This is a genomic window from Variovorax paradoxus, assembly GCF_029919115.1.
Lineage (GTDB): Bacteria > Pseudomonadota > Gammaproteobacteria > Burkholderiales > Burkholderiaceae_C > Variovorax > Variovorax paradoxus_O.
Map to the genome: position 1 here is coordinate 5,274,729 of NZ_CP123990.1, position 26,252 is coordinate 5,300,980.

Consider the following 26,252-nt stretch of genomic DNA (forward strand, 5'->3'; position numbering starts at 1 on the left):
CATAATGCGCGCGCCCCTCTCATCCGGCATGGCCCCAACTACTCCTTCGACCGCTCTCCGTTCCAGCCTTGCGCTGCGCCGCATCGCTTTGCTCGAGGGGCTTTCCGACCAGCGCCTGGACCTGCTCGCGCAGCAGTGCCTGTGGCACAACGTGGAGGCCGGCAAGCCGCTGCTGCTGCGCGCCGAGCAGCAAGGCGACGTGTTCCTGCTGGTTTCTGGGCGGGTGCGGGTGACCACCTATTCGGCCAATGGCCGGCAGGTCACGTTCAGGGATTCGGGAGCCGGCGAGCACTTTGGCGACATTGCCGCCATCGACGGCGGGCCGCGCTCCGCCGATGTGGTCACGCTCGAGGCCAGCGTGCTCGCCAGCCTCGACAGGCTTTCCTTCATGGCCCTGCTGCGCGACGAAGCGGTGGTGGCCGAGCGCGTGATGCAGCGGCTCGCTTCATTGGTGCGGCAGCTGTCGGAACGCGTGATCGACCTGAGCACGCTGGGTGTGCAGAACCGCTTGCATGCCGAGCTGCTGCGGCTCGCGCGAATCGCGGGCGTGGAAAGCAACCAGTCGAGGCTCGACCCGGCGCCCAAGCACGCGGCCCTGGCCAGCCAGATCAGCACCAACCGCGAGCAGGTAACGCGCGAGCTCAATGTGCTGGTGCGCAGCGGCGTGCTGCGCAAGGACGGCAAGGCCCTGCTGGTGGCCGACGCCGCCCGGCTCGAGCGCATGGTGGCGCAAGTGCGCGGGGATGCCGGCTGAACCCGTTGAACCGAATCAGTTCCAGCGGCCGCGCAGACCGCCGAGGCTGAAGCGGCCGGCGCCCAGCAGCACCACGGCCAGGGCGCCGAACAGGTACAGACCCTGCAGTTCAAGCGCCCAGCCACCCTGCTTGGTCAGGGCGAACAGGTCGGCCATGTGCACCAGGCCGAAGGCCGCAAGCATGTTGATGACCACCACGCCCGCGGCAGCGCGGGTCCAGAAGCCGGCAATCATGAGCACCGGCGCCACGATCTCGCCCACGTACACCAGGTAGGCCAGCCCGCCCGGCAGGCCGGCCTTCACCAGCATGGCGCTCACGAAGCCCACGCCGGCCGAAATCTTGAAAATGCCGTGCAGCAGCACCAGCACGCCAATGGCAACGCGCAGCAGCAGCTTGCCGGAATCGTCCAGCGTGGCGGGGGAGGGAGAGGCGAGCGAAGATGCGATCGGCGCACGCGCGGAATCGGCGGCTACGGCCTGGGTGTTCATGGCAGATCCTTGAAGAAGAAAGTTGTATGCCGCCGCGGAATGCGACGGTTGCGGTTCCAGTGTGCGCAGCCGCGGCCGGCGCGGCTGTGCGTTTACGCACACTTTCCTGAAGGTGCCCGAGGTGCCCGAGGTGCCCGAGGTGCCCAAGGTGCCTGAAGGGGGCTGCAAGCCAGGCACCGTCCTGCTACGCTTGCACCGCCCGCCAACACGGCGGGCTTTTTTCTGCGCCGCCCTCCCCCATGCTCTTTCCTGTCATTACCGATCCGCATTTTTATGCGGTTGCCGTTCCGGCGGTGCTCCTGCTCGGCATCAGCAAAAGCGGGTTCGGCGCCGGCTTCGGCTCGCTCGCGGTGCCGCTGATGGCGCTCGCGGTCACGGTGCCGCAGGCCGCGGCCATCCTGATGCCGCTGCTGCTGTTGATGGACTTGCTGGGAATCGCTGCCTTCCGGCACGACTTCGACCGGGCGCTGCTCAAGTTTCTTGTTCCGTTCGGACTGCTCGGCACCGTGATTGGTACGCTGCTGTTCCGAACGCTTTCGGCCCCCACGGTGGCGGGCATCGTCGGCGTGTTCACGCTGCTGTTTCTCGCGCAGCGGCTGGTGTTTCCGCCCAAGCCGGACGATCCGCTGCCCTCGCGTGTGGCGGGTGCGGCGCTCACCGCGGTGTCGGGCTTCACGAGCTTCATTGCCCATGCGGGAGGGCCGCCCATCAATGCCTACGTGATTCCGCTGCGGCTCAAGCCGGTGGTGTTCACGGCCACGATGGCCTACTTTTTCTTTGTGGTGAACCTGAGCAAATGGGTGCCGTATGCATGGCTCGGCCTTATCGATTTGCGCACGCTGGCCACGTCGGCGGTGCTGATGCCGCTTGCACCGCTCGGCGTGTGGGTCGGCATTCGCATTGCGCGGCGCATCAGTGCCACATGGTTCTACCGCTTCCTGTACCTGGGCATGCTGCTGACCGGGCTCAAGCTCGTCTACGACGGTTTTCTTGCCTGAGCCCGGGTGGCAGGGTCAGAACTCGACGATGCTCTTGAACCCGCCGAAGATCATCCGCTTCGCATCGAAGGGCATGGTCTTCGGGTCCATCGCGGCAATGCGCGGATCGGCCATGACCTTGGCGTTGACCGTGTCGCGGTGCTTGCGCGACTTGTAGACGATCCACGAGAAGGCCACGGTTTCGTCCGCCTTCTGCTTCACGCTCTGCGGAAACGAAGTGAACTTGCCGGGCTTCACATCGTCGGCAATGCACTCCACGTATTCGAGCGCGCCGTATTCCATCCAGATCTTGCCGGCCTTGCGCGCCAGCTTGCGATACGCCTCGACGTTGTTCGAGGGAACGGGAACCAGAAAGCCATCGACATAGCGAGCCATTGAAAGTCTCCTTGAAAGAAACGGAAAGAAGAGAAGAAACGTGGGCCGCCGGACTGGCGCGCCCTCAAGACGCCGCCGCACGGTTTGCCGTGCTTGCGGATGCCGCGGCCCCTTCGTTGTTTCTGTTGTTGCTGTTGTTGTCGTTCTGGGCAGGCCCCGGTGGCGCAGTGCGAAGCAGCAATGCGCCGATCAAACCCGCCAGCGCCGCAAACACGGCGCCGACAAGAAACGCAAGGTTGTAGCCGCCTGTGAGCGCAAGCGGCAACTGCGCCCCGGCTGCCTGCATCGAGTCCGTGCGCGCCGCGGCCGCACTGGCCAGCACGGCCAAGCCGAGTGCACCGCCCATCATGAAGGCGGTGTTGACCACCCCAGAGGCCAGGCCTGAATCGGCCGGGTCGACTTCGCTCATCGCCGCGAGCAGCACCGGGTTGAACGCCATGCCGGCGCCCAGGCCGAGCAGCATCATCCCGGGCAACACGTCTACGGCAAAGCTGCCGTTGACGGGCGCACGCGCAAAGAGCGCAAGGCCGATGGCCGCGAGCCACAGCCCGGCCGCAAGCGGCTTGCGGATGCCGAAGCGCATGACCAGCTTGGCCGAGAGGCCGAGCGAGAACACCGCCATGATGATGTTGGCCGGCAGGAAGGCAAGGCCGATCTGCATTGGCGTGTAGTTCAGCACCAGCTGCATGTACAGCGCCGAGATGAAGAACCACGCGAACATGGCCGCCGCCCACAGCACCCCCACCACGTTGGCAACCGACACGCTGCGCAGGCGAAAGAGGCCCAGCGGCATCAGCGGATGCTGCACGCGCGCCTCGATCGTGATGAAGATCGCAAGCAGCACCACCGCTGCCCCGAGCAGGCCCAGCGTTTGCGTGGAGCCCCAGCCGGCCTCGTTGCCGTTGACCACGCCGTAGACCGCGAGCATGAGCGACAGCGTGACGGTGACGGCGCCCGCCACGTCGAGCTTTTCGCCGTGCGCCTGGCCGCGCGCGTTGGGCAACAGCGCCACGCACAGCGCATACACCGCCACGCCGATCGGCAGGTTCACCAGGAAGATCCAGTGCCAGCTCAGCGAACTCGTGAGCAGCCCGCCCAGCAGCACGCCGATGCTGCCGCCGCCCGCGCAGACAAAGCCGTACACACCCATTGCCTTCGCGCGGTCGGCCGGTTCGGTGAACAGATTCATGATGAGCGAGAGCGAAACGGCCGAGACCACCGCGCCGCCCAGTCCCTGCACCGCACGCGCCGCCACCAGCAGGGCCTGCGAGTTGGCAAGGCCGCAGGCGAGCGATGCGAGCGTGAACAGCACGAGGCCGATGAGAAAGAGCCTGCGATGGCCGTACAGGTCGCCGAGCCGCCCGCCCAGCAGCAGGAAGCCGCCGAAGGTGAGCATGTAGGCATTCACCACCCAGACCAGCGAGGTTTCGGTAAAGCCCAGGTCGGTGCGAATGGAAGGCAGCGCCACGTTCACGATCGTGGTGTCGAGCACGATCATCAGCACGCCAAGGCACAGCACCATCAATGCGAGCCAGCGCTTCCGGTTGTTGTCGAGTGTGTCGGTCATGGAGAGTGATTCCCTGCAGCAGGTTGCGAGTGGGGTGGGTTCAGACCAGCGGCTTGCCGCCGTTGATGAGCCACGGCGTGCCGAAGCGGTCGGTCACCATGCCGAAGCCCTCGACCCAGAACGTTTTCTCGAAGGGCATCGAGACAGTGCCGCCCTCGGCGAAAGCGTCGAACACGCGGCGCGCTTCGGCGACGGTGTCGAGGGTCAGCGCAACGCCGAATCCCTTCATGCCTTCGTAGGTCTGGCCGGGCATGGTGTCGGAGGCCATGAGCATGCCGTCGCCATAGGCAAGGGAGGCATGCATGATCCGCTTCTTGGCGTCGGCCGGCATCTGCTCGGTGCCGGGCGCTTCGCCGATGGTCATCATCATCTGCATGGTGCCGCCGAGCGTCTTCTCGTAGAAGCGCATGGCTTCGGCTGCGTTGCCGTCGAACGTGAGGTAGGCGTGGATGGGAGACATGGTTGTTTCCTTTCGGGGTTATTTTTCAGAGGCCGTCTTGAGGTTGGCAAGGCCGGTCTCGAAGTCCTTGCCGATCATCTGGTCCATGTTGAAGAAGATGCCCATGAGCTTGGCGATGTAGGGACTCGGGCCGTGCATGGCCCAGGTCACCTGTGTGGCGCCGTCCTGCGGCTGCAGCGTGAACTCGGCCATGTTGCGGGCTTCGAAGGGCTTGGTGAAATCGAGCTTGATCGCGATCTTCGAAGAGGGCGCCGACTCGACGATTTCCATGCGGCCCGCGCCCGCCTTGTCGTTGCCTTCCCACGCGTAGGTTGCGCCCTTGCCGGCGGGTGCGCCGCCAAAGGTGCGCTTCATGCCCGGGTCCAGCTTCTCGTAGGGCGACCATTCGCCCCAGCGGTGAAAGTCGTTGATCAGCGGAAAGATCTTCTCGGCCGGCGCGGCGATGCGCGCCGTGCGTTCGACCCGGAAGGCGCCGGGCCGGGTCGCGGCGTAGATGAGCACGATCGCGACCAGCGCGAGGATGACGAGGGCAATTTTCTTGAGCATGAAGATGTTCCTGATGCGGGGTCGGGAGGCACCGCCGCGGTAATCGATTACTGGCCGGCGTGCACCACCAGCAGCCAGCCGATGCCGAAGCGGTCGGTGAGCATGCCGAAGCTGGAGCTGAAAAAGGTCGGCGTCAGCGGCTGCATCACCTGCCCGCCGTCGGCCAGCGCATCGAACCACTGGCGCGCCTCGGCATCTGTGCCGGCGCTGAGGGCGAGCATGATGCCCTTGAATTCCGCTTGGCCGGAACACCGTCCGTCGGAAGCCATCAGCTCGGTTTCGCCGATGCGCACCACGGCGTGCATCACCTTGTCGGCAGCAGGCGTGGCGCCGGGGCAACCTGCCTCGGCTTCGGCCGCCGGCATTTCCGGCGCGTCGCTGTAGCGCATGAGCTGTACGACTTCGGCGCCCAGCGCCTTCTTGTAGAACGCGATTGCTTCGTCGCAACGGCCTTCGAATGACAGGTAAGACTGGACTTTCATGGCGGTTCCTTGGACTGAGGGTGAAAGGGTGCGCAGAAGACCTGCGCGAATACGGAATACTTAGTTTGTGTACACCGTCCACAAAGAATAGCAGACATAATGGACACTGTCCACATGGAGATTCCGATGAGCCCCCCCGTCATTCCGCCAGGCCCCGTTCCGCCCGCTGCCCGCAGCACCTACCGGCACGGCGACTTGCGGCGCGCGTTGCTCGAGGCGGGCATTGAACTGGCCCGCGACGGCGGCCCCGACGCGGTGGCGCTGCGCGAGGTGACGCGGCGCGCGGGCGTGGTGCCCAACGCGGCGTACCGGCACTTTGCAAGCCGGCGGGAACTGCTGCTGGCGGTGCGGGCGGCCGCGCTCTCGGCGGCTGCAGTCTCCATGGAAAAGGAACTGGCGGTGCTGCCCCGCGAACAGCCGCCCCTGGACTTTGCGCGGGCGCAGGTGCGGGCCATCGGCACGGCCTACCTGCGTTTCGCGCAGGCCGAGCCGGGGCTCTTTCGCACGGCTTTCGTGGTGTCGTCGGAAGATGCCGAAGGCGAGGTGGGCCCGGCGAGCGTGGGCGCCAGCGGGATGGGTCCCTTTCAGCTGCTGGGCGCCGCGATCGACCGGCTCGTGGAGGCGGGCGCGCTCGAGGCTTCGCGCCGGCCTGATGCCGAGTACCTGGCCTGGTCGGCCGTGCACGGGCTGGCACTGCTGATCATCGACGGGCCGCTGAAGGGCATCGGCGCCGAAGCGGCCCACGCGCTTGGACAGCGCCTGATCGACATGGTGGAGCGCGGCCTCTAGCCAGACCTCCTCTGGGCAGACCTCCTCTGGGGGCGGGCGGCTACAGGTAGATCTTCTGCAGCAGCCGGATCAGGGTTTCGCGCTCACGCGCCGTGAGCCGGGCACTGGCATCGGCCTCCAGCTGCGTCACGGTCTGCTCGGCTTCGCGAATCAGCTTGTCGCCCGCCTCGGTGAGATGCAAGCCGACGGCACGGCCGTCGTGCGGGTGCGGCTTGCGTTCGATGAGCCCGCGGCTGTCCAGTGTGGCCACCAGGCTCACCAGGTTGGGCGGAAGAATATCGAGCGCGTTGCACAGCTGGCGCGAGGTGGCGCCTGGGTTGTGCGCCAGCAGCGAGAGCACCGAAAAATCGATCTGCTTGAGCCCGTACGGCGCCATGCGTTCGGCGAATACGCCGCTGATGATCAGCCAGGCGCGGCGCGCGTTGTAGCCGACCAGGGCTTCGAGCATGCGGGCATCGAGCCGGTCGGACTTGCCGTTGCCCGGCGTTGCGGGCTCTGCCTTGGCGGAACTGTTCTTGGATGGACGAGGCATGGCCCGAGCGTAACCCGCGACCGGCCCGGCCGGCGCGCCGTCAGTTGGAAGCAGCGGGAGTTTTTGCGGCGTCGTGCGACATGGCAACACCCTCGCAGGCGCGCTTGACGATGCCCAGCCGCATTTCGAACTCGGGCAGCACCCAGCGCCGGAATGCCGCGGCGGGGCCGGCCCTGGCGGCGCGTTCCGCATCCGACGCCTCGGCCGCATCGATGCGCGCCCAGGCCCAGGCCATCAAGGTGAGCATCACCACGCGCAGGTAGTCGTCGGCCACTTCGTGGGGCAGCACCGGGTTGGCATGCGCTGCCATGGCAATGGTGGTGCCCAGGTAGCGCAGCTGCGCAAGCCGCCGCTGCACGTCGGCATCGGCTTCGCGCGAGGCATCGAGCGTGTCGCGCAGCTCGAGCAGCACGGCCGACATGGCGGCGCCGGCGTCGGGCAGCACCTTGCGCACCAGCAGGTCGATCGCCTGGATCTCGTTGGTGCCCTCGTAGATCATGGTGACGCGTGCATCGCGCACGATCTGCTCGATGCCCCATTCGCGCACATAGCCGTGGCCGCCGAACACCTGGAGGCATTCGCTCGCGCCATGGAATGCCTGCTGCGTGCAGGCGGCTTTCAGGACCGGGGTGACCAGCGAGCACCAGCGCTGCGCGCGATCACGCGCCTTGGCGTTGGCATCGTGCGTGGCCACGTCGAGCATCAGAGCGGTGCGGTAGGCGAGCGTGCGCCCGGCTTCGACCCAGGCGCGTTGCGTATCCAGAATGCGCCGGATGGCTGGATGTTCGGCGATCAGGTCGGCGGCTTCGCTGCCTCGGCTTGCGGGCACTGTGCCGGGCGCGCGCATCTGGCGGCGCTCCGCGGCGTAGGCGTCGGCTTTCTGCCGGGCGGCATCGAGCAGGCCGACGCCCTGCAGCGCCACATGCAGGCGCGCCGCGTTCATCATGACGAACATCGCGGCCAGGCCGCGGCCTGGCTCGCCGACCAGCCAGCCCGTGGCCTCGTCGAAGCGCATGACGCAGGTCGGGCTGCCGTGCAGGCCCATTTTTTCTTCGATGCGTTCGCAATGCACCGCGTTGCGCGTGCCGTCTTGCAGCTGCTTGGGCACCAGCACCAGCGACAGGCCCTTGGCGCCGGCAGGCGCATCGGGCAAGCGGCAAAGCACCAGGTGCACGATGTTCGGAGTGAGGTCGTGCTCGCCGCCTGATATGAAGATCTTGCCGCCGCTCACGCGAAAGCTGCCATCGGCCTGCGGCACGGCGCGCGTGCGCGCCTGGCCCAGGTCGCTGCCTGCGTGGGCTTCGGTCAGGCACATGGTGGCCAGCCATTCGCCGCTGGCGATCTTCGAGAGGTAGCGGGCCTTCAGTTCGTCGCTGCCGTGGTGCTTGAGGCAAGCGTAGGCGCCGTGCAGCAGGCCTGGCGCCATGGTGAACCCGTGGTTTGCCGCGCTCAGCCATTCGTAGAGAACGGCTTCGAGCACGGTGGGCAAGCCCTGGCCGCCGTCTTCCGGCGCCGCCGAAAGGCTGGGCCAGCCGCCATCGACCAGCGCCTGGTACGCCTCGCGAAAGCCCGGCGGCGTGGTGACTTCGCCCTGGCTGAAGCGGCAGCCGATCTCGTCTCCGCCGCGGTTCGGTGGCGCGACCGCCTCGGCCACGAAGCGGGCCGCTTCTTCCAGCACCTGGCTCTGCAGCGCCTCGTCGGCTTCGGCAAAGGGCGCGAGCGCGCCCAGCCGCACAGGCGCGTCGAGCACCGCGTTCAGGATGAATCGGCTGTCTTCGGGGCGGGGGCGGTAATCCATCGAGGTATCGGTATCAGGATTCGGCGGTGAAGCCGATCTTCTTGACCAGTGGGCCCCAGCGTTCGTATTCGGACTGGAGCGATTTCTTCATGTCCTCGGGCGAGGAGCCGTGCGCGATCAGGCCCACCGACAGCAGGCCATCGGCCACGGTCTTGTCCTTGAGGGCAGCCTGGATGGCGGTGCTGGCCGCGGCGACCACGCTGGCCGGCGTCTTGGCGGGCGCGAAAAAGCCGAACCATTCGTCGGCCACGATCTCCGGAAACCCCTGCTCCGTGAAGGTGGGCACATCGGGCAGGTAGGCGGCGCGCTGCGCGCCCGAGGTGGCCAGCACGCGCAGCTTGCCGGCCTTGGCGAAGGGCAGGTAGTCGCCTACCGGCGTCATGCTCGATGCGATCTGCCCGCCCACCACGTCGTTGATGGCCGGCAGCGAGCCGCGGTAGGGAATGTGCCGCAGGTCGGTGCCGCTGTTCAGGCCGAGCAGCGCGCCCAGGAAGTGAGGCGTGGAGCCCGCGCCCGGCGAGCCGTAGCTGGCCTGGCCGGGGTTGGCCTTGGCCCAGGCGATGTAGTCTTTCAGCGTCTTCACGCTGGCCGGCACCATCGGTCCGACCGCCAGGCCGTGCGTCATGACGGCGCCGATGGAAACGGGCGCGAAATCGGCCAGGCCGTAGCTCAGCTTGGTGTAGATGTGCGGGTAGGTCGACAGCGCAGAGGCCTGCGCCAGGCACAGCACCGAGCCGTCGGCCACGGAAGTCTTGAGTGTTTCGAGCGCAATGCGCCCGCCGGCACCCGGCTTGTTCTCGACCACCGCGTTGATCTTGGAGAAAGGCGTGTCGCCGAGTTTTTCGGCCACGCGGCGCGCCACGCTGTCGCCAGCGCTGCCGGCCGGAAAGCCGTAGTAGATCTTTGCCTGCTGCACGGCCTGGGCGAGTGCGGCAAGCGGATGCAGGGCGCCGAATGCGGCTGCGCCGCCGAGCACCTTCACGAACTGACGTCGGTTGGTCATGGTCTTGTCTCCGGTTTTCTAGGGTTCTGGAATCGAAATCAGCGCGGTGCCATGCGCAAGGCGCCGTCAAGGCGAATCACTTCGCCGTTCAAATGCCCGTTGGTCACGATGTGGCAGGCCAGTTCGGCAAATTCCGAAGGCTTGCCCAGGCGCGGCGGAAACGGAATCGATGCCGCAAGCGATTGCTGCACCGCTTCGGGCAGTTCCATCAAGAGCGGCGTGGCAAAGAGGCCGGGCGCCACGGTGCACACGCGAATGGCGTGCTGCGCCAGGTCGCGTGCCATCGGCAGCGTCATGCCCACCAGGCCGCCCTTCGATGCGCTGTAGGCCTGCTGGCCCACCTGGCCGTCGAAGGCGGCGACCGAGGCGGTGAAGAGCATCACGCCTTTTTCGCCGTTGTCGAGCGCTTCGAGCTTGGCGCAGCGCGCCGCGAACAGGCGCGCCATGTTGTAGCCACCGATCAGGTTGATGTTGACCACGCGCACGAAGTCTTCGAGCGGAGCCGGGTTGCCGTCCTTGCCGACGATGCGTTTGGCGCTGCCGATGCCGGCCACGTTCATGAGAATGCGCGCGGGGCCGTGCGCCGCCGCGGCCTTGTCGAGCGCCGCATTGACGCTCTCGGTGTCGGTGATGTCGCAGACGCACGCCACGCCACCGATCTCCGAAGCGACCTTTTCGGCGAGCTCCGCATTGCGGTCGAGCACGGCCACCTTGGCGCCCAGCCGCGAGAGTTCGCGCGCGGTGGCTTCACCGAGGCCCGATGCGCCGCCGGTGACGAGTGCTGCTTGTCCTTCGATCTTCATGGTGTGTGTCTCCTGGATGTGGGTCAGCGGGGCTTCAAGGTGAAGGGCAGGGTGTCGGCATGCAGCGCCTCGACCAGGTGGGCGCGGTGCTTGAGCACGGCGCGCTGGTTGATGGAGCCCTTGTCGGTCACTTCGCCCTTGTCGATGGAAGGGGGCTCGGCCATCAGGTGCAGCCGCGCGACCCGGTTGGCACTGCCGGTGCCCATGGCCGACAGTTCGTTGGCCACCTGCTGGAAGTGCGCCTGCACCGGCGCGCTTTCGAGCACCTGCTGCATCGTTGCGTCTGCCGGCAGCCCTGCGAGCTCGCGCACCTTCTGCGTGGGGAAGATCAGCGCGCCGACTTCCTTCAGGTTGATGCCGGTCAGCACCGCGTCTTGCACATAGGGTGCACCGGCCGCGATGATCTTTGCGCGCAGCGGCCCGACGCTCACGAAGGTGCCGGTGGCCAGCTTGAAGTCTTCGGCAATTCGGCCGTCGAAGCGCAGGCCGCGGTGAATGTTGCTTTCGTCGATCCACTTCACCGCGTCGCCGGTGCAGAAGAAGCCCTCGTCGTCGAGCGCCTCTGCCGTGGCTTCTGGCGCACGCCAATAACCGGGCGTGATGTTGGGGCCGCGGTAGCGCACCTCGGTCTTGCCATCGACCTGGATCAGCTTGAGCTCGATGCCCGCCGCGGGCAGGCCGATGTCGCCCGACTTGACCTCGGGGCCGGTGACATACAGCGCGAAGGGGCCCGACTCGGTCATGCCCAGGCCCGTGCCCATCACGATGCGCTCGCCCACTTCGGCCTCTTGCGTGCGGTGCAGGCTGTCCCAGATGGGCTGCGCCAGCGCCGCGCCGGAATAGAAGAACATCTTCACGCGCGACAGCAGGTTGCGGCGCAGCACCGCATCGGTTTCCATCGCGTGCGCAATGGCCTCGAAGCCGGTCGGCACGTTGAAGTAGATGGTGGGCGCGATCTCGCGCAGGTTGCGCAGCGTCTCGGCCATGCCGTCGGGCGTGGGCTTGCCGTCGTCGATGTAGAGCGTGCCGCCGTTGTCCAGCACGATGCCCACGTTGTGGTTGCCGCCGAAGGTGTGGTTCCACGGCAGCCAGTCGACCAGCACCGGCGGCTCTTCGCCCAATGCGGGAATCGATTGCCGCAGCTGCTGCTGGTTGGCGCACCACATGCGGTGCGTGTTGATCACCGCCTTGGGCATCTTGGTAGAGCCCGAGGTGAACAGGAACTTGGTGATGGTGTCCGGCCCGGTGGCGCGCATAGCGGCGTCGATGGCCGGCGTTGCGGGCGTGGCGGCGAGGGCGTCCAGGCTGGTGGTCGCGCGGCCTTCGAGTTGGCCTTCGGCGAGGACGACTTCGGTGTCCGCAGGCACCACGGCCTGGATAGCACGGGCATAGCGCGCGGCGTCGGCGGCGAACACGAGGCCCGGCGTGAGCGTCTCCAGCACGTGGCGCAGCTTCTCGAAGTCCTGGCTCACCAGCGAGTAGGGCGGCGACACGGGGCAATACGGCACGCCGGCATAGAGGCAGCCCAGGGCCAGCAGCGCGTGTTCGATGCTGTTCTCGCTGAGGATCGCGACCGGGCGGTCCGGGCCCAGGCCGCGATCGAGCAGGGCCTGGCCGATGCCGCGCGCCTTCTGCAGCGCCTCGGCATAGCTCACGCGCTGCCAGTCGCCGGTGCTGCCGTCGGGCAGCCGTTCGCGGCGGGCGATGAAGGTGCGCTCGGGCGCCGCTTCGGCCCAGTGCGCCAGGCGGTCGGTCATGCGGTCGCGGTAGGGGCCGAGCTCTGTTTCGGCGCGCAGGTACTGCGTGCCCGGCGCGCCTTCGCGCAGCACTGCGCGGGTAACGCCGAACGCCAGCGGACGGTATCGGATCGTGGTCATCCTTTGCTCACCTTGGCGCCGCGGCCTTCGAGGAAATCGCGCACGCGCTCCTTGGCCTCCGGTGCGTTCTGCACGATGCCGGACATCAGTGCCTCGGTAAAGAAGCCGTGGTCGGCCGACTGCTCGGCAATGCGCGGCAGCGCATGCATGAGCGCGTAGTTGGTGAGCGGCGCGTTGGTGGCAATGCGCTTGGCGAGTTCAAAGGCCTTGTCGAAGGCCGCGCCTTCGTCGACCAGGTACTGCGCGAAGTTGGCGCGCTCGCCGTCTTCCGCGTTGTAGACGCGGCCGGTCATCATCATGTCGGTCATGCGGGCCACGCCGATCAGCTTGGGAATGCGCACCGAGCCGCCGCCGCCCACGAAGATGCCGCGCGAGCCTTCGGGCAGCGCATAGAAGGTGGAGCGGTCGGCCACGCGGATGTGGCAGGCGCTGGCCAGTTCCAGGCCGCCGCCCACCACCGCGCCGTGCAGCGCGGCAACCACCGGCACCGGACCGTGCTGGATCAGGTCGAGCGCGGCGTGCCACATGCGCGAATGCTGCATGCCCTGGCCCGCGTCGCGCTCTTTCAGCTCGCTCAGGTCGAGGCCGGCGCAGAAGTGCGGGCCTTCGCCGTCGAGCACTGCCGCGCGCACCGTGGAGGGCAGGGTCTCGAAGGTATTGCGCAACGCGAGGACCAACCCGTCCGAAAGGGCATTGCGTTTGGCGCCGCGCGTCAGGCGAACGATGGCGACTTCGTCGCGAATGTCGAGTTGGAGGTCGGGATTGGTCATGATTGCATTCGTGTGTGAGTTGGATTATGGTTATGATAAATAATCAATTCAAGGCACTTGAGAGCCCGAAATCCTAGGGACTTACCCGTACTGGAGACAACGAGATGGACCACAAGAACCTCATCGCGATCGACATCCACACCCACGCCGAAGTGAGCTGCTGGAACCCGTTCGACAACTACGGCGAGGAGTACGACCGCGCCGCCGACAAGTACTTCGGCTCGAGCGGGCGGCCGACCATTGCCGAGAGCGTGGCGTACTACCGCGAAAGAAAGATCGGCCTCGTGATGTTCATGGTCGACGCCGAGTCGAACATGGGCCGCCGGCGCATTCCGAACGAGGAAATTGCCGAGGCCGCGCAGAAGAACAGCGACATCATGATTGCCTTTGCCAGCATCGATCCGCACAAGGGAAAGATGGGTGCGCGCGAGGCGCGGCGGCTCATTGAGGAGCACGGCGTGAAGGGCTTCAAGTTCCACCCCACGGTGCAGGGCTACCACCCCTACGACAAGATGGCCTGGCCCATCTACGAAGTGATTGCCGAGTACAACCTGCCGGCCATCTTCCACACGGGACACAGCGGTATCGGCTCGGGCATGCGCTGCGGCGGCGGCCTCAGGCTGGAGTACAGCAACCCGATGCACCTGGACGACGTGGCCATCGACTTTCCGGACATGCAGATCGTGATGGCGCACCCCAGCTTTCCGTGGCAGGACGAGGCGCTGAGCGTGGCCACGCACAAGCCCAACGTGTGGATCGACCTGTCGGGCTGGAGCCCCAAGTATTTTCCGAAGCAGCTGGTGCAGTACGCCAACACGCTGCTGAAAGACCGCATCCTGTTCGGCAGCGACTACCCGCTGATCACGCCCGACCGTTGGATGAAGGACTTCGAAACGGCCGGCTTCAAGCCCGAGGTGATGCCCGGCATCCTGAAGGGCAACGCGGTGCGGCTGCTCAAGCTGGAAGGCTGACCAGGTGCCAGCCCGAGGGCGGGCTCAGCCGTCCGCCTCTTCCGCTTCTTCTTTTTCCTCGAACCGGTCCCAGTCGCGGCCCGAGCGGCGTTGCCGTTCCTCGCGTTCGCGTGCCATCTGCTCCTCGAACTGCTGGCGGCCCGCCTTGTTGGCCGCAATGAGCTTGGCGCGGTCCTTGTAGTGCGGATAGATCTCGTCGCTCAGCAAGATGTTCCGGCGGCGGAACCGCATGGCCGTTTCGCGCGCTTCGTGGGCGGGCCAGCCCAGCGCCTCGAGCGTGGTGCGGGCGCTGCGCAGCGACGATTCGAACACCTCGCGTTCCACATCGGTCACGCCGCGGTCGCGGAGCTGAAAAAGGTGCGTCACGTTGCGGGCCCGCGCAATGATGCGTGCCTGGGGAAAGTGCTCTTTCACCAGGTCGACGATATTGAGCGACTGCTCGATGTCGTCCACCGCCACCACGATGGCCTTGGCCGTGCCGGCGCCCGCGGTGCGCAGCAGGTCGAGCCGCGTCGCGTCGCCGTAGAACACGCGAAAGCCGAACTGGCGCAGGCCTTCGACGGTGTCGGCGTCATGGTCGAGCACCGTCACGCGCAAGCCCTGCGACATCAGCATGCGGCCGACGATCTGGCCGTAGCGGCCAAAGCCGCAAATCAGCACCTTGGCGTCCTGCTGCTCTGAAATTTCTTCCAGCTGGGTGCCGTTGCCGCGGCTGTAGCGGGGCAGCACGAACTTGTCGAGCAGCACCAGCAAGAGCGGCGACAGCAGCATCGACAGTGCCACGGCGCCGATCAGGAGCGAGGTGATTTCGGGCGGCAGCACGTCAGGCCCCGCGGCCTGGAACACCACGAACGCGAACTCGCCGCCCTGCGCCAGCAGCAGCGTGAACACGGGGCGCTCCTGGTAGGCAATGCCCATGGCCTTTGCCAGCGCATAGATCACCACCAGCTTGATGGCCATGAAGCCGACCACCAGCACGGCCATGAGCCAGGGGCTCGCAATCAGCACGCCGAAGTTGATCGACATGCCCACGGCAATGAAGAACAGGCCGAGCAGCAGGCCCTTGAACGGCTCGATGTCGGTTTCGAGCTCGCGCCGGTATTCGCTTTCGGCCAGCAGCACGCCGGCAAGAAAGGCGCCGAGCGCCATCGAAAGGCCCACGAACTGCATCAGCGCGGCAATGGCCACGACCAGCAGCAGCGCCGCGGCGGTGAAGATCTCGGGCGTGTCGCTGCGGGCAATCCAGCGCAGTACCGGGCGCAGGGCAAGCCGGCCGCCCAGGATGATGCCGGCGATGACGCCGACGATCTTGAGCGCCTCGAGCGCGCGGTCCACCCCGCTGAGCGACTGTTCGGCCGCTGTGGCGCCTGCCAGGAGGGGCAGCAGCGCGAGGATCGGAATGGCCGCCACGTCCTGGAACAGCAGGATCGAAAAGCCGGCCTGGCCGCTCGGCGTCTTGAGCAGGTTGCGCTCGCCGAACACCTGCAGCGCAATGGCGGTGGACGACAGCGCCAGGCCGAGAGCCGCCACCAGCGCCACACGCCATTCGGCACCCGCGGCCCAGCCCACGGCAAACAGCACGGCGGCGCAGCTCAGCACCTGCGCGGCGCCCCAGCCGAAGATGGGCCGGCGCAGGTTCCACAGGCGCTTGGGTTCAAGCTCGAGGCCCACCAGAAACAGCATCAGCACCACGCCGAATTCGGCGAAATGCAGCACGTCTTCCACGCTGGAGACGAGCCCCAGCCCCCAGGGGCCGATGGCGATGCCGGCCACGAGGTAGCCGATGATGGAGCCGAGGCCCAGGGCCTTGGAAAGCGGCACCACCAGCACGGCGGCGCTCAGATAGATAAGGCTGCTTGTCAGCCAGGCGGGTGCGTGCTCCATGCTCAGGCCGTGCCTTTCTTGCCGTCGTTTTCGGCTTCTTCGTTGGCGGCGGAGATGGAACGCAGGCCGTGGGCCATTGCGGATTGGAAAGCGCCGGAAGCCGAGGCGGCTTCGTCGTGCTCGGCGGGGCGATCGGCCTCGGGCACCGGGCAGGCGATGCAGGCATCGAGCTCTTCGAGTTCGGGCCACTCAGGGTAGCTGCCGAGCCGCTGGGCGAACACGTCGACGTGCGCAGCCACGTCGGCTTCGCTCGCGCTGCGCGCGCCGTGAAAGACCAGCGGCGGCAAGAAGCGCATGCCGCACAGCGCCGCGGTCTGCTCGTACGGCGGCAGGAAGGCGTCGAAGAAATAGCGGTGATAGCTTTGCGGGTGGTAGCTCTGCTCGGGGCTGCCCGTGGTGACGGCCAGCCACAAGTCCTTGCCTTGCAAGGCGGTGCCGCCAGGGCCGTAGGCCCAGCCGTAGCCGAGCACGTCATCGACCCAGAGCTTTTGCAGCGCAGGCATCGAATACCACTGGATCGGGTGCAGCAGCACCACCAGGCTGGCCTTGGCAAGCCGCGCCTGCTCGGCCTCGATGTCGATGGAGAAGTCGGGGTAGCTGCCGTAGAGGTCGTTCACCTCGACGCCGGGCACCGATCGCGCGGCGGCCAGGAGCCGCCGGTTGACGCGGGAATCGCGCCAGTGCGGGTGGGCCGCAAGCACATAGATGCCGCCGGAATCGGCGTTGGCACTGTCGGTGGATGTTGTTGTCGTCATGCAGCGAACATAGCTCAAGATCGGCTCCTGCCGCCCGGGCGCGCCTCGTGTCGCTACGATGCGGGCTGTTCCAGCTCTGGAGGAGATGCTCATGCCGGTGGTTCTGGTCGCCAACCCCAAGGGTGGCGTAGGCAAGTCGACGCTCGCGACGAACATTGCGGGCTACTTCGCAAGCCGCGGCCATGCCGTGATGCTTGGCGACGTGGACCGCCAGCAATCTTCGCGCCTCTGGCTCGGCCTGCGGCCGCCGCAGGCGCGGCCCATCTCCACCTGGGAGGCCACGGGCGACAGCGCCGTGGTGCGGCCGCCGCGCGGAACCACGCATGCGGTGCTCGACACGCCGGCCGGCTTGCACGGATGGCGCTTCAAGGAGGTGCTGGCCCTGGCCGACCGGGTGATCGTGCCGCTGCAGCCGAGCATCTTCGACATCTACGCCACGCGCGATTTTCTCGACCGGCTGATGGAGCAGCGCCGCGCCGAAAAAACGAAGATCAGCCTCGTGGGCATGCGCGTGAACGCCCGCACCCTGGCCGCCGACCGGTTGAACGAGTTCATCGCCAGCCTGGGCGTGCCGGTGCTGGGCGAATTGCGCGACACCCAGAACTACGTGCAGCTCGCGGCGCGCGGGCTCACGCTGTTCGACATTGCCCCGGGGCGCGTGCAGCGCGACCTGGAGCAGTGGCAACCGATCTGCGAGTGGCTGGAGGGCTGAGGCTTTCGGCTGTCGCGATGCCGACACCCGCGCCCGCGCCCCAGGCGCCAGAATGCCGCGCATGACCAAAAAGACATTCCAGACCCTTCAGGATCTTGCCGCCTGCGTTGGCCAGGAAGTCGCCGTGAGCGACTGGATCAGCATCACGCAGGAGCAGGTGAACCAGTTCGCCGAAGCCACGGGCGACCATCAGTGGATTCATGTCGACATCGAGCGAGCCAAGGCCGGCCCCTTCGGCGGGCCGATTGCGCACGGTTTCCTCACGCTCTCGCTGCTGCCGCGTTTCTATGAGACGGCGCTGGAGGTGGTCGAGTCGCGCATGGGTGTGAACTACGGGCTGAACCGGGTGCGCTTCATGTCGCCGGTGCCGGTCGGCAAGCGGCTGCGGGCGCGCATGAAGCTGCTCACCGCCGAGCCGATTGCCGACGACGGCATCCAGATGACTTGGGAAACGACGATCGAGCTCGAAGGCGCGGCCAAGCCGGCCTGCGTGGCGGAGTCGGTGGTGCGCCGCTACCGCTGAGGCGGTTTGCCCTCCTGTATCCGGCCCTACATCCGGCGGTCGGTCACTTCGCCGTAGGTGGCGGGACCCTGGCGGGTAACGCCGAGTGCGCCGGCGCGAACAGCCGCGCGGTCGGTTGTGCCGGCGGTCGGGGCAGCGGTGCCGGTGCCGCCATTGCCGATTTGGAGCGGCTGGCGCGCCTGGGCCTGGACTTCGGCGCGCGACTGGGCCGACTGGAAAGGTGCCGGCGGCAGCGGATTCTGTTCACCCTGGAAAGCCTGGGCGCCGGTACAGACGCCGAGGGCGGCAAAGGTCGCAAAGGCAATTGACTTGGCATTCATGGCGGAACTCCTTGAGGCAAGGCGGTGGATGGACTCACTCGTATGCCCGGCCGGACGACCGGGCATGCCTGTCATACGGTGCTTCTTGCCTGTTGGATTCGCCCCTTTGCCGCTGCAAGGGCTGTCTTTTCAACCGAATCCGTTTTGCCGCCAGGCTTCGAACACGGTTACCGCCACCGCGTTCGAAAGATTGAGGCTGCGCTGCCCCTCGCGCATCGGCAGCCGCAGGCGCTGGGATTCGGCAAAACCCTCGCGCACCGCGGGCGGCAGTCCGCTCGTCTCCGAGCCGAACACCAGCCAATCCCCGGGCTGGAAGCGAACGTCGTGCACGGCGCGCGTGCCGCGCGTGGTGAGTGCAAACATGCGGTCGGCGGCAGGCTTTTCGGTGTCGAGCAGGGCCTGCCAGCTGGCATGGCGCTTGACCTCGGCGTATTCGTGATAGTCGAGCCCGGCGCGGCGCAGCAGGCGGTCGTCCATCGAAAAGCCCAGCGGCTCGACCAGATGCAGCGCGCAGCCGGTATTGGCCGCCAGGCGGATCACGTTGCCCGTGTTCGGCGGGATTTCGGGGTGGACCAGGACGATATGGAACATGCGCCGATTGTCGCGGCGGCGCGCCCGCTCAATGCGGCGAGCCGGTCCGCGCGAGAACCACGGCCGTGATATGGGCAACGCCGGCCAGCCGTAGCGCCGCGGCCGCCGAGAAAAGGGAGGCGCCCGTCGTCATCACGTCATCGACCAGCACGACGCGCCGGCCCTGCAACTGGCTTGCGCGCAGCGGCTCCACCGCGAAGGCCCCGCGCAGGTTGCGAAGGCGCTCGGCGCGCGCAAGGCCGATCTGCGCCGGTGTGTCGCGGGTACGCAGGAGCAGGGTGGCGTCGGTCTTGGCGGGCGCCAGCCTTCGCGCGAGTTCGAGCGCCTGGTTGAAGCCGCGCTCGCGCAGCCGGGCAGGCGCCATGGGCATTGGCAGCACGGTGTCGCATTGTTCCAGCGCCGGTTCGACCCAAGGCACGCTGCGCATCAGCGTTGAAAGCGGGCCGGCCCAGCCCGCCTCGCCGCGGAATTTGAACTGGGCGATGCATTCGGGCCACGGCCACGCATAGTCGCAGGCCGCAAGGCAGGCGTCGAGCGGCGGCGGTTCACCCACGCATTCGCCGCACCGGACGACGCCCTCGGGAAGCGCAAGTGCGCAACTGCCGCAGCGGGCGGCGGGCGGCGCAAAGCGGGCCACGCAGGCGTCGCAAACGCGCCGGGAAGGCCAGGCACGGCATACCTCGCACTGGCTGGGCAGCCGTGCAAGCAGAGAGGTCAAAGGCCGACGGGCCCAACGGCTGAACATGGCCTCAATATACTCACGGCCCCATGGCCACCGACCCCGCAAGAAGACCGCCGACCATCGATCCCACGGCGGCCGCACGCTGGAGGCGGCTCGCGCCTGCCGACGGCTCACCCTGGCTGCACGAGGAAATCGGCCGCCGCATGGAAGACCGGCTGCAATGGATCAAGGCGCAGCCGCGCACCTGGGCCGACTGGGCCCCCCTTCGCGGCGGCATGGAGGCGCACGAACTCGTGGCCCGGCGCTACCGCGAGGCCGCCTGCTTCGTGATCGAAACCGAGCCGGCCCTTGCCGCCGCAACCAGCCAGGTACTGGCTGCGCCCTGGTGGAGCGCGCGGCGCTGGCAGGGCGGTAAGGCGCGTTTCGATGCGCCGCCCGAAGACGGAGTCGACCTGCTCTGGGCCAACATGTCGCTGCACATGGCCGCCGATCCCGAGGCGCTCATTGCTCAGTGGCACCGGCTGGTGGCGACCGACGGCTTCCTGATGTTCTCTTGCCTGGGGCCCGACACGGTCCGCGAGTTGCGGGCGCTGCACGCGCGGCTTGGCTGGCCGGCCGCGGGCCACGAATACACCGACATGCACGACTGGGGCGACATGCTGGTGCACGCCGGCTTTGCCGAGCCGGTGATGGACATGGAACGCATCGTGCTTACCTGGGCCACGCCCGAGGCGGCGCTTGCCGAGCTGCGCACGCTCGGGCGCAACCTGCATCCGGCGCGCTTTCCGGCGCTGCGCGGCAAGGCATGGCACCGGTCGCTCAAGCACGCGCTGCCCGAACTGGCGCCGGCGGAAGAGGGCGGCGGGCGCATTGCGCTGACCTTCGAAGTCATCTATGGCCACGCCTTCAAGCCGGCGCCGCGCGTGGCGCTTTCGGCCGAGAGCGCGGTGTCGCTGCGCGAGATGCGTTCGATGCTGCAGCGCGGCCGGCCCGGCGCCTGAGCCGGCGGGCCGTCCCAAGGCGAAGACTGCTGCGCATCTTGCGGGCGGGCACCTGTGTCTACCCGCTACAATCCGCCGTTGCGTGAAACTCGCGGGTGTTGTTCCGCGAACGAGGGCTGTCCGATCCAGTGGAGACAAGGGGTGGGCCGGTCGTCGACGCACCGATTTGCTGAACTCGCCCGTGTCGAATTCCGTGTTTCGTTTTGCCACCGTTTCAGGCCAGAACATCCACTGGTTCCTGAAGCGCAATTGCTCGGTGACGCCGAGCCAGCTGGGCTGGCTCTACGCCTCGCTGTGCGTGGTATCGCTCGGTATCGGTACGGCGTTCTGGCTGCACGGAGCGCCGCTGGTGCTGCCCTTTGCGTGGCTCGAACTGGCGGCGGTGGGTTACGTATTCATGCTGTACGCGCGGCACGCGACCGATGGAGAAAAGATCGCGTTGCAGGGCGGACGGCTGGTGGTGGAGCTCGAGAACGGTGGAGACTACGAGCGCACGGAATTTCTGCCGCACCAGGTGCGGGTCGAGCCGCAGGCCGGCGATCGCTCGCTGATCGAGGTCTCGGGTCAGGGTCGGTCGGTCAGGGTGGGGCGCTATGTACGCCCGGAGTTGCGAGCCGCACTGGCGCGCGAGATTCGCATGGCGTTGCGTGGCGCCTGATCGGCTCGCGCGGCACTGCACGGTTGGGTTTGTTGAAAAAATTGAGAAACGTGAACACGATGAAGAGCATTTGGCGCAACAAGTACAGGCCGGCGAATCTGTTGCTGGCGGCCGGCGCGGCTTTCAGCGGCGCGGCGCACGCAGTCAACGATCTGCCCGGCGGCCCCTCGGTGCGCCAGCTGAATCTTCCGCTTGGCGTTACCAAGATTGCGCAGGAACAGCACTTCCTGCACACGGTGATGATGATCCTGTGCACGGTCATCTTCGTCGCCGTGTTCGCGGTCATGTTCTATTCGATCTGGAAGCACCGCAAATCGGTCGGCCACAAGGCGGCCAACTTCCACGAATCGGTGGTGGTCGAGGTCATCTGGACCATCGTGCCCTTCATCATCGTGATCGTGATGGCGCTTCCCGCCACCAAGGTGCTGGTGGCCCAGAAGGACACCACCAACGCCGACCTCACCATCAAGACCACCGGCTACCAGTGGAAATGGGGCTACGACTACCTGAACGGTGAAGGCGAGGGCCTGGCCTTCATCTCCACGCTCGACAGCTCGCAGCGCGCCATGTCCGACGCCGGCGCCAAGGGCCAGATGCCCGACGACTACCTCTTCAAGGTCGACAACCCGCTGGTGGTGCCGGTCCAGAAGAAGGTCCGCATCATCACCACCGCCAACGACGTGATCCACGCATTTGCCGTGCCCCAGCTCGGCATCAAGCAGGACGCGATTCCCGGCTTCGTTCGCGACACCTGGTTCCGTGCCGAAACCGTGGGCGACTACTACGGCCAGTGCCAGGAACTCTGCGGCAAGGAACACGCCTACATGCCCATCCACGTGAAGGTGGTCTCGGCCGCCGACTACACGGCATGGGTGGATACCAAGCGCAAGGAAGCCGCTGCCAAGCTCGACGATCCGAGCAAGGTCTGGACGCTGCCCGACATGATGGCCCGCGGCGAGAAGGTCTATGCCGCCAACTGCGCAGCCTGCCACCAGGCCAACGGCAAGGGCGCCGGCCCGATCAAGCCGCTCGATGCCAGCCCCAAGGTGGTCGATGCCGACCACAAGGTGCAGCTGCTGGTGCTGCTCAATGGCCAGAACAATGGCGCAATGCCCTCGTGGAAGCAGCTGAGCGACACCGACCTCGCCGCCGTTGCCACCTATACCAAGAACAGCTGGTCGAACAAGACGGGCCAGCTGGTGCAGCCGGCCGAAGTTCTGGCCCTGCGCGGCAAGTGATCGCGAAGATCGAGCCCAAGCGCCCCGCGACGAAGAAATTGCAAGGAACAATGAAATGAGTGCAGTCCTCGACCCCCACGGTCACGCCCACGACGGCCACGCACACGATCACGACGAGCACCATGCAGCGCCCACCGGCTGGCGCCGCTGGGTGTTCGCCACCAACCACAAGGACATCGGCACGCTCTACCTGCTGTTCAGCTTCACGATGCTGATGGTGGGCGGCGTGCTCGCGCTCCTGATCCGCGCCGAGCTGTTCCAGCCCGGCCTGCAGCTGGTGAACCCCGAACTGTTCAACCAGTTCACCACCATGCACGGCCTGATCATGGTGTTCGGCGCCATCATGCCGGCGTTCGTGGGCTTCGCAAACTGGATGATCCCGCTGCAGATCGGCGCATCCGACATGGCCTTTGCGCGCATGAACAACTTCAGCTTCTGGCTGCTGATTCCTGCTGCGCTGATGCTCGTGGGTTCGTTCTTCATGCCCGGCGGCGCACCCGCTGCCGGCTGGACGCTCTACGCCCCGCTCACGCTGCAGATGGGCCCCTCGATGGACGCCGGCATTTTCGCGATGCACATCATGGGCGCCTCGTCGATCATGGGCTCCATCAACATCATCGTCACCATCCTGAACATGCGCGCGCCCGGCATGACGCTGATGAAGATGCCGATGTTCTGCTGGACCTGGCTCATCACCGCCTACCTGCTGATTGCCGTGATGCCCGTGCTCGCAGGCGCCATCACCATGACGCTGACCGACCGCCACTTCGGCACCAGCTTCTTCAACCCCGCCGGCGGCGGCGACCCGGTGATGTACCAGCACATCTTCTGGTTCTTCGGCCACCCCGAGGTCTACATCATGATCTTGCCGGCGTTCGGCATCATCAGCCAGATCGTTCCGGCGTTCTCGCGCAAGAAGCTGTTCGGCTACGCCTCGATGGTGTACGCCACCTCGTCGATCGCGATCCTTTCGTTCATCGTCTGGGCGCACCACATGTTCACGACCGGCATGCCGGTCACGGGCCAGCTGTTCTTCATGTACGCGACCATGCTGATCGCGGTGCCGACGGCCGTGAAGATCTTCAACTGGATCGCCACCATGTGGCAGGGCTCGATGACGTTCGAGACCCCGATGCTGTTTGCGGTGGGCTTCATCTTCGTGTTCACGATGGGCGGCTTCACCGGCCTCATCCTGGCCATTGCCCCCATCGACATCCAGCTGCAGGACACCTACTACGTTGTGGCGCACTTCCACTACGTGCTGGTGGCCGGCTCGCTCTATGCCATGTTTGCGGGCTACTACTACTGGGCGCCCAAGTGGACGGGCGTGATGTACAGCGAAGCGCGCGGCAAGATCCACTTCTGGTGGTCGCTGATCTCGTTCAACGTGACCTTCTTCCCGATGCACTTCCTGGGCCTGGCAGGCATGCCGCGCCGCTATGCCGACTATCCGATGCAGTTTGCCGACTTCAACGCGGTGGCATCGATCGGCGCGTTCGCCTTCGGTCTTGCGCAGGTCTATTTCTTCTTCTTCGTCGTGCTGCCGACCATGCTCGGCAAGGGCGAGAAGGCACCGCAAAAGCCATGGGAAGCCGCTGAAGGCCTCGAATGGGAAGTGCCGTCGCCGGCGCCTTTCCACACCTTCGAAAACCCGCCCAAGCTCGATGCGACCGCCACCAAGGTGATCGGCTGAACGCTTCACGGCCGCAGGCCCGCATGACGACAATGACCACGCCCGAACAAAGAAAGAACAACCGCCGCATGGGGCTCACGCTGGCCTCCATCGCGGTGCTGTTCTTTCTCGGATTCCTGGTCCGCATGATCTGGTTCAGCGGACGCTGAAGCGAACGGAGCCGTACGCATGAGCCTCGGTCAACGCATCAAGCGCGCCAATGTGCGCATGGTCGGCAAGCTGGCCGTGGTGGCGTGCGGCATGTTCGCGTTCGGCTATGCCCTGGTGCCGCTCTACCGCGCCATCTGCGAAATGACCGGCATCAACATCCTCGCCCTCAACGAGCTCGAGGTGCCGGGCGGCGCGAGCGGCGGCAAGAACGTGCGCGTGCCCGACAACTCGCAGGTCGACACCACCCGCACCATCACGGTCGAGTTCGACTCCAACGTGCGCGGCGGCCTTTGGGACTTCAAGCCCGCCGAGCGGACGATGCAGGTGCACCCCGGCCAGCTGAACACGGTGATGTACGAGTTCCAGAACGTGCAGAACCGCCGCATGGCTGCGCAGGCCATTCCGAGCTATGCGCCGCAGCAGGCCGCGCCGTACTTCAACAAGCTCGAGTGCTTCTGCTTCAACCAGTACACCCTGGATGCCGGCGAAAAGAAGCAATGGCCGGTCGCTTTCGTCATCGATCCGAAGATCTCCAAGGACGTGAAGACGATCACGCTGTCGTACACCTTCTTCGAAGTCGGCGGCAAGACGCCTCCGGCTCCGGTTGCCGCTGTTTCCAATGCTGCCCATGAGCCCCGCTCGTGACCGCCGGTCCGAATTCGCCGCCGCCCAAGGCCACGCTGTGGGACACGGTGAAGGCCGTCTGCTGGTCATTCTTCGGGGTGCGCAAGAAAAGCGCCTACCAGGACGACCTGGCCAAGCTGAACCCGCTGCACATCATCGCGGTGGCATTTGCCGCGGTCATCGTTTTTATCGTCGGCCTTGTGCTGCTGGTGCGCCACGTGGCTGCGCCCTGAAGACAGCCCGCAGGGCAACCGACATCCAGACCCCATCGAATCGAATCGAGAGAAGAAAGAAAGCCAGGAGCTGATATGAGTTCAACCACCCACGGCACCACGCCCTACTACTTTGTGCCCGGGCCATCGGCCTACCCGGTCATGGCTTCGATCGGCCTGTTCTTCGTGATTCTTGGCGCCGGCCAGTGGATCAATGGCCATCAATGGGGCGCGTGGTCGCTGCTGCTTGGCATGGTCGTGTGGCTTGCCACGTTGTTCGTGTGGTTCAGCGCGGCCATCGGCGAGAGCGAAAGCGGCCAGTACGGCCACAAGATCGATCTCTCGTACCGCTGGAGCATGAGCTGGTTCATCTTCTCCGAGGTGATGTTCTTCGGCGCCTTCTTCACCGCGCTGTGGTGGACCCGTACCCATTCGCTGCCCGCTCTGGGCAGCCTCGAAAACGCGCTGCTCTGGCCCGATTTCAAGGCCGTGTGGCCGAGCATTGCCGCCGGCGCCACCGGTTCGCCGGCAGACATCGTCGAGCCGTTCCAGACCGTCGGCCCGTTCTGGCTGCCCACGATCAACACCGCGCTCCTGCTGAGCTCGGGCGTCACGCTCACCATTGCGCACCATGCGCTTCGCGCCGACCATCGCGCCCAGTGCATCCGCTTCATGTGGCTCACCGTGCTGCTCGGCCTGGTCTTCCTGGGCGTGCAGGGCTACGAATACTTCCACCTGTACACCGAACTGAACCTCAAGCTCAGTTCGGGTGCCTACGGCTCGACCTTCTTCATGCTGACCGGCTTCCACGGCCTGCACGTGTTCATCGGCATGCTGATGCTGCTGTTCATCACGCTGCGCCTGCGCAAGGGCCACTTCACGCCGGAACGCCATTTCGGCTTCGAAGGCGCGGCCTGGTACTGGCACTTCGTCGACGTGGTGTGGCTCGGCCTTTACGTGCTGGTCTACTGGCTTTGAGCGAAACCCGCGGCATA

Annotated in this window: 31 protein-coding genes; 14 read left to right on the top strand and 17 right to left on the bottom strand. The window is 66.4% G+C overall.

Annotated elements, in window-relative coordinates; all coding sequences use genetic code 11:
• The first annotated feature begins 4 nt into the window (after nt 1-4).
• Nucleotides 5-754 carry a Crp/Fnr family transcriptional regulator gene (locus QHG62_RS25220; protein ID WP_281148330.1) on the top strand — a complete coding sequence of 250 codons (750 nt, stop codon included), beginning with the start codon at nt 5-7 and terminating at the stop codon, nt 752-754.
• Between the two features lie 15 nt (nt 755-769).
• On the opposite strand, the gene QHG62_RS25225 is transcribed toward QHG62_RS25220, so the two are convergent.
• Entirely contained in the window at nt 770-1,243 is a 474-nt protein-coding gene (locus tag QHG62_RS25225; protein WP_281148331.1) for a DoxX family protein, read from the bottom strand.
• A 239-nt stretch (nt 1,244-1,482) separates the two neighbouring features.
• Here QHG62_RS25225 and QHG62_RS25230 point away from each other — a divergent pair, with 239 nt between their 5' ends.
• Nucleotides 1,483-2,241: a sulfite exporter TauE/SafE family protein gene (locus QHG62_RS25230; protein ID WP_281148332.1), complete on the top strand. Its 759-nt coding sequence runs from the start codon at nt 1,483-1,485 to the stop codon at nt 2,239-2,241.
• Nucleotides 2,242-2,256: 15 nt separating this feature from the next.
• On the opposite strand, the gene QHG62_RS25235 is transcribed toward QHG62_RS25230, so the two are convergent.
• From QHG62_RS25235 to QHG62_RS25255, 5 genes are all read right to left on the bottom strand, one after another.
• A complete protein-coding gene (locus tag QHG62_RS25235; RefSeq protein WP_281148333.1) occupies nt 2,257-2,616 on the bottom strand; it encodes a DUF1428 domain-containing protein in 360 nt (119 codons plus the stop codon).
• A 64-nt stretch (nt 2,617-2,680) separates the two neighbouring features.
• A complete protein-coding gene (locus QHG62_RS25240; protein ID WP_281148334.1) occupies nt 2,681-4,183 on the bottom strand; it encodes a DHA2 family efflux MFS transporter permease subunit in 1,503 nt (500 codons plus the stop codon).
• Between the two features lie 40 nt (nt 4,184-4,223).
• Nucleotides 4,224-4,643, bottom strand: coding sequence for a VOC family protein (locus QHG62_RS25245; RefSeq protein ID WP_281148335.1), 420 nt, complete (start codon nt 4,641-4,643; stop codon nt 4,224-4,226).
• 18 nt (nt 4,644-4,661) lie between these two features.
• A complete protein-coding gene (locus QHG62_RS25250) occupies nt 4,662-5,189 on the bottom strand; it encodes an SRPBCC family protein (protein ID WP_281148336.1) in 528 nt (175 codons plus the stop codon).
• 47 nt (nt 5,190-5,236) lie between these two features.
• Entirely contained in the window at nt 5,237-5,671 is a 435-nt protein-coding gene (locus QHG62_RS25255; protein ID WP_281148337.1) for a VOC family protein, read from the bottom strand.
• Nucleotides 5,672-5,797: 126 nt separating this feature from the next.
• On the opposite strand from QHG62_RS25255, the gene QHG62_RS25260 reads away from it, so the two are divergent.
• Nucleotides 5,798-6,460: a TetR/AcrR family transcriptional regulator gene (locus QHG62_RS25260; RefSeq protein ID WP_281148338.1), complete on the top strand. Its 663-nt coding sequence runs from the start codon at nt 5,798-5,800 to the stop codon at nt 6,458-6,460.
• 40 nt (nt 6,461-6,500) lie between these two features.
• Here QHG62_RS25260 and QHG62_RS25265 read toward each other — a convergent pair whose 3' ends face one another.
• The 6 genes from QHG62_RS25265 to QHG62_RS25290 are packed head-to-tail and all read right to left on the bottom strand — an operon-like array spanning nt 6,501 to nt 13,243.
• Entirely contained in the window at nt 6,501-6,992 is a 492-nt protein-coding gene (locus QHG62_RS25265; RefSeq protein ID WP_281148339.1) for a MarR family winged helix-turn-helix transcriptional regulator, read from the bottom strand.
• 40 nt (nt 6,993-7,032) lie between these two features.
• The gene (locus tag QHG62_RS25270; RefSeq protein ID WP_281148340.1) at nt 7,033-8,790 is read right to left on the bottom strand and encodes an acyl-CoA dehydrogenase family protein; all 1,758 of its coding nucleotides are present in this window, start codon (nt 8,788-8,790) and stop codon (nt 7,033-7,035) included.
• Between the two features lie 13 nt (nt 8,791-8,803).
• On the bottom strand, nt 8,804-9,793 hold the full coding sequence (locus tag QHG62_RS25275; protein ID WP_281148341.1) for a Bug family tripartite tricarboxylate transporter substrate binding protein: 990 nt from the start codon (nt 9,791-9,793) through the stop codon (nt 8,804-8,806).
• A gap of 38 nt (nt 9,794-9,831) precedes the next feature.
• On the bottom strand, nt 9,832-10,596 hold the full coding sequence (locus tag QHG62_RS25280) for an SDR family NAD(P)-dependent oxidoreductase (RefSeq protein ID WP_281148342.1): 765 nt from the start codon (nt 10,594-10,596) through the stop codon (nt 9,832-9,834).
• A 23-nt stretch (nt 10,597-10,619) separates the two neighbouring features.
• Entirely contained in the window at nt 10,620-12,473 is a 1,854-nt protein-coding gene (locus QHG62_RS25285; RefSeq protein WP_281148343.1) for a feruloyl-CoA synthase, read from the bottom strand.
• Complete coding sequence (locus QHG62_RS25290; RefSeq protein WP_281148344.1) at nt 12,470-13,243, bottom strand: crotonase/enoyl-CoA hydratase family protein; 774 nt, start codon at nt 13,241-13,243, stop codon at nt 12,470-12,472. Before QHG62_RS25290 ends, QHG62_RS25285 begins: the two co-directional genes overlap by 4 nt.
• Before the next feature lie 104 nt (nt 13,244-13,347).
• On the opposite strand from QHG62_RS25290, the gene QHG62_RS25295 reads away from it, so the two are divergent.
• Nucleotides 13,348-14,214: an amidohydrolase family protein gene (locus QHG62_RS25295; protein ID WP_258502279.1), complete on the top strand. Its 867-nt coding sequence runs from the start codon at nt 13,348-13,350 to the stop codon at nt 14,212-14,214.
• A gap of 24 nt (nt 14,215-14,238) precedes the next feature.
• Here the strand turns inward: QHG62_RS25295 and kefC are convergent, their stop codons facing one another.
• The gene (gene kefC / locus QHG62_RS25300; protein WP_281148345.1) at nt 14,239-16,098 is read right to left on the bottom strand and encodes a glutathione-regulated potassium-efflux system protein KefC; all 1,860 of its coding nucleotides are present in this window, start codon (nt 16,096-16,098) and stop codon (nt 14,239-14,241) included.
• Between the two features lie 2 nt (nt 16,099-16,100).
• Entirely contained in the window at nt 16,101-16,853 is a 753-nt protein-coding gene (locus tag QHG62_RS25305) for an NAD(P)H-dependent oxidoreductase (protein ID WP_281148346.1), read from the bottom strand.
• 91 nt (nt 16,854-16,944) lie between these two features.
• Between QHG62_RS25305 and QHG62_RS25310 the strand changes: the two genes are divergently transcribed.
• Together QHG62_RS25310 and QHG62_RS25315 are read left to right on the top strand one after the other, a co-directional pair.
• Nucleotides 16,945-17,565 (top strand): ParA family protein, encoded by a 621-nt coding sequence (locus tag QHG62_RS25310; RefSeq protein WP_281148347.1) that lies wholly within the window; start codon nt 16,945-16,947, stop codon nt 17,563-17,565.
• A gap of 52 nt (nt 17,566-17,617) precedes the next feature.
• Complete coding sequence (locus QHG62_RS25315) at nt 17,618-18,088, top strand: MaoC family dehydratase (protein ID WP_281148348.1); 471 nt, start codon at nt 17,618-17,620, stop codon at nt 18,086-18,088.
• A 26-nt stretch (nt 18,089-18,114) separates the two neighbouring features.
• Here QHG62_RS25315 and QHG62_RS25320 read toward each other — a convergent pair whose 3' ends face one another.
• From QHG62_RS25320 to QHG62_RS25330, 3 genes are all read right to left on the bottom strand, one after another.
• Nucleotides 18,115-18,408, bottom strand: a complete 294-nt coding sequence (locus tag QHG62_RS25320; protein WP_281148349.1) for a DUF4148 domain-containing protein — start codon at nt 18,406-18,408, stop codon at nt 18,115-18,117.
• 129 nt (nt 18,409-18,537) lie between these two features.
• Nucleotides 18,538-18,999, bottom strand: a complete 462-nt coding sequence (trmL, locus tag QHG62_RS25325) for a tRNA (uridine(34)/cytosine(34)/5-carboxymethylaminomethyluridine(34)-2'-O)-methyltransferase TrmL (RefSeq protein ID WP_281148350.1) — start codon at nt 18,997-18,999, stop codon at nt 18,538-18,540.
• Between the two features lie 28 nt (nt 19,000-19,027).
• On the bottom strand, nt 19,028-19,744 hold the full coding sequence (locus QHG62_RS25330; RefSeq protein WP_281148351.1) for a ComF family protein: 717 nt from the start codon (nt 19,742-19,744) through the stop codon (nt 19,028-19,030).
• Between the two features lie 23 nt (nt 19,745-19,767).
• Here QHG62_RS25330 and QHG62_RS25335 point away from each other — a divergent pair, with 23 nt between their 5' ends.
• The 8 genes from QHG62_RS25335 (at nt 19,768) to QHG62_RS25370 (ending at nt 26,235) form a co-directional block, all read left to right on the top strand.
• Nucleotides 19,768-20,682 (top strand): biotin synthase, encoded by a 915-nt coding sequence (locus tag QHG62_RS25335; RefSeq protein WP_281148352.1) that lies wholly within the window; start codon nt 19,768-19,770, stop codon nt 20,680-20,682.
• A gap of 181 nt (nt 20,683-20,863) precedes the next feature.
• On the top strand, nt 20,864-21,340 hold the full coding sequence (locus tag QHG62_RS25340) for a DUF2244 domain-containing protein (protein ID WP_281148353.1): 477 nt from the start codon (nt 20,864-20,866) through the stop codon (nt 21,338-21,340).
• Between the two features lie 59 nt (nt 21,341-21,399).
• Complete coding sequence (gene coxB, locus QHG62_RS25345) at nt 21,400-22,578, top strand: cytochrome c oxidase subunit II (protein ID WP_281148354.1); 1,179 nt, start codon at nt 21,400-21,402, stop codon at nt 22,576-22,578.
• 55 nt (nt 22,579-22,633) lie between these two features.
• Nucleotides 22,634-24,271, top strand: a complete 1,638-nt coding sequence (gene ctaD / locus QHG62_RS25350; RefSeq protein WP_281148355.1) for a cytochrome c oxidase subunit I — start codon at nt 22,634-22,636, stop codon at nt 24,269-24,271.
• Nucleotides 24,272-24,294: 23 nt separating this feature from the next.
• Nucleotides 24,295-24,420: a cytochrome oxidase small assembly protein gene (locus QHG62_RS25355; protein ID WP_373423298.1), complete on the top strand. Its 126-nt coding sequence runs from the start codon at nt 24,295-24,297 to the stop codon at nt 24,418-24,420.
• Nucleotides 24,421-24,439: 19 nt separating this feature from the next.
• Nucleotides 24,440-25,066 (top strand): cytochrome c oxidase assembly protein, encoded by a 627-nt coding sequence (locus tag QHG62_RS25360; protein WP_281148356.1) that lies wholly within the window; start codon nt 24,440-24,442, stop codon nt 25,064-25,066.
• Nucleotides 25,063-25,278, top strand: coding sequence for a DUF2970 domain-containing protein (locus QHG62_RS25365; RefSeq protein ID WP_281148357.1), 216 nt, complete (start codon nt 25,063-25,065; stop codon nt 25,276-25,278). Before QHG62_RS25360 ends, QHG62_RS25365 begins: the two co-directional genes overlap by 4 nt.
• A 75-nt stretch (nt 25,279-25,353) precedes the next feature.
• Nucleotides 25,354-26,235, top strand: coding sequence for a cytochrome c oxidase subunit 3 (locus QHG62_RS25370; protein WP_281148358.1), 882 nt, complete (start codon nt 25,354-25,356; stop codon nt 26,233-26,235).
• Nucleotides 26,236-26,252: the final 17 nt, after the last annotated feature.

Bases quoted from the DNA above. Each gene is read 5' to 3' on its own strand.
- QHG62_RS25320 (WP_281148349.1), bottom strand. From the start codon at position 18,408: ATGAATGCCAAGTCAATTGCCTTTGCGACCTTTGCCGCCCTCGGCGTC.
- QHG62_RS25310 (WP_281148347.1), top strand. From the start codon at position 16,945: ATGCCGGTGGTTCTGGTCGCCAACCCCAAGGGTGGCGTAGGCAAGTCG.
- QHG62_RS25250 (WP_281148336.1), bottom strand. From the start codon at position 5,189: ATGCTCAAGAAAATTGCCCTCGTCATCCTCGCGCTGGTCGCGATCGTG.
- QHG62_RS25335 (WP_281148352.1), top strand. From the start codon at position 19,768: ATGGCCACCGACCCCGCAAGAAGACCGCCGACCATCGATCCCACGGCG.
- QHG62_RS25290 (WP_281148344.1), bottom strand. From the start codon at position 13,243: ATGACCAATCCCGACCTCCAACTCGACATTCGCGACGAAGTCGCCATC.
- QHG62_RS25220 (WP_281148330.1), top strand. From the start codon at position 5: ATGCGCGCGCCCCTCTCATCCGGCATGGCCCCAACTACTCCTTCGACC.
- QHG62_RS25265 (WP_281148339.1), bottom strand. From the start codon at position 6,992: ATGCCTCGTCCATCCAAGAACAGTTCCGCCAAGGCAGAGCCCGCAACG.
- QHG62_RS25280 (WP_281148342.1), bottom strand. From the start codon at position 10,596: ATGAAGATCGAAGGACAAGCAGCACTCGTCACCGGCGGCGCATCGGGC.
- QHG62_RS25275 (WP_281148341.1), bottom strand. From the start codon at position 9,793: ATGACCAACCGACGTCAGTTCGTGAAGGTGCTCGGCGGCGCAGCCGCA.
- QHG62_RS25295 (WP_258502279.1), top strand. From the start codon at position 13,348: ATGGACCACAAGAACCTCATCGCGATCGACATCCACACCCACGCCGAA.
- QHG62_RS25330 (WP_281148351.1), bottom strand. From the start codon at position 19,744: ATGTTCAGCCGTTGGGCCCGTCGGCCTTTGACCTCTCTGCTTGCACGG.
- QHG62_RS25315 (WP_281148348.1), top strand. From the start codon at position 17,618: ATGCCGCGCATGACCAAAAAGACATTCCAGACCCTTCAGGATCTTGCC.
- QHG62_RS25285 (WP_281148343.1), bottom strand. From the start codon at position 12,473: ATGACCACGATCCGATACCGTCCGCTGGCGTTCGGCGTTACCCGCGCA.
- trmL (WP_281148350.1), bottom strand. From the start codon at position 18,999: ATGTTCCATATCGTCCTGGTCCACCCCGAAATCCCGCCGAACACGGGC.
- QHG62_RS25255 (WP_281148337.1), bottom strand. From the start codon at position 5,671: ATGAAAGTCCAGTCTTACCTGTCATTCGAAGGCCGTTGCGACGAAGCA.
- QHG62_RS25240 (WP_281148334.1), bottom strand. From the start codon at position 4,183: ATGACCGACACACTCGACAACAACCGGAAGCGCTGGCTCGCATTGATG.
- QHG62_RS25360 (WP_281148356.1), top strand. From the start codon at position 24,440: ATGAGCCTCGGTCAACGCATCAAGCGCGCCAATGTGCGCATGGTCGGC.
- QHG62_RS25235 (WP_281148333.1), bottom strand. From the start codon at position 2,616: ATGGCTCGCTATGTCGATGGCTTTCTGGTTCCCGTTCCCTCGAACAAC.
- QHG62_RS25355 (WP_373423298.1), top strand. From the start codon at position 24,295: ATGACGACAATGACCACGCCCGAACAAAGAAAGAACAACCGCCGCATG.
- QHG62_RS25230 (WP_281148332.1), top strand. From the start codon at position 1,483: ATGCTCTTTCCTGTCATTACCGATCCGCATTTTTATGCGGTTGCCGTT.
- ctaD (WP_281148355.1), top strand. From the start codon at position 22,634: ATGAGTGCAGTCCTCGACCCCCACGGTCACGCCCACGACGGCCACGCA.
- QHG62_RS25225 (WP_281148331.1), bottom strand. From the start codon at position 1,243: ATGAACACCCAGGCCGTAGCCGCCGATTCCGCGCGTGCGCCGATCGCA.
- QHG62_RS25245 (WP_281148335.1), bottom strand. From the start codon at position 4,643: ATGTCTCCCATCCACGCCTACCTCACGTTCGACGGCAACGCAGCCGAA.
- QHG62_RS25270 (WP_281148340.1), bottom strand. From the start codon at position 8,790: ATGGATTACCGCCCCCGCCCCGAAGACAGCCGATTCATCCTGAACGCG.
- kefC (WP_281148345.1), bottom strand. From the start codon at position 16,098: ATGGAGCACGCACCCGCCTGGCTGACAAGCAGCCTTATCTATCTGAGC.
- coxB (WP_281148354.1), top strand. From the start codon at position 21,400: ATGAAGAGCATTTGGCGCAACAAGTACAGGCCGGCGAATCTGTTGCTG.
- QHG62_RS25305 (WP_281148346.1), bottom strand. From the start codon at position 16,853: ATGACGACAACAACATCCACCGACAGTGCCAACGCCGATTCCGGCGGC.
- QHG62_RS25260 (WP_281148338.1), top strand. From the start codon at position 5,798: ATGAGCCCCCCCGTCATTCCGCCAGGCCCCGTTCCGCCCGCTGCCCGC.
- QHG62_RS25370 (WP_281148358.1), top strand. From the start codon at position 25,354: ATGAGTTCAACCACCCACGGCACCACGCCCTACTACTTTGTGCCCGGG.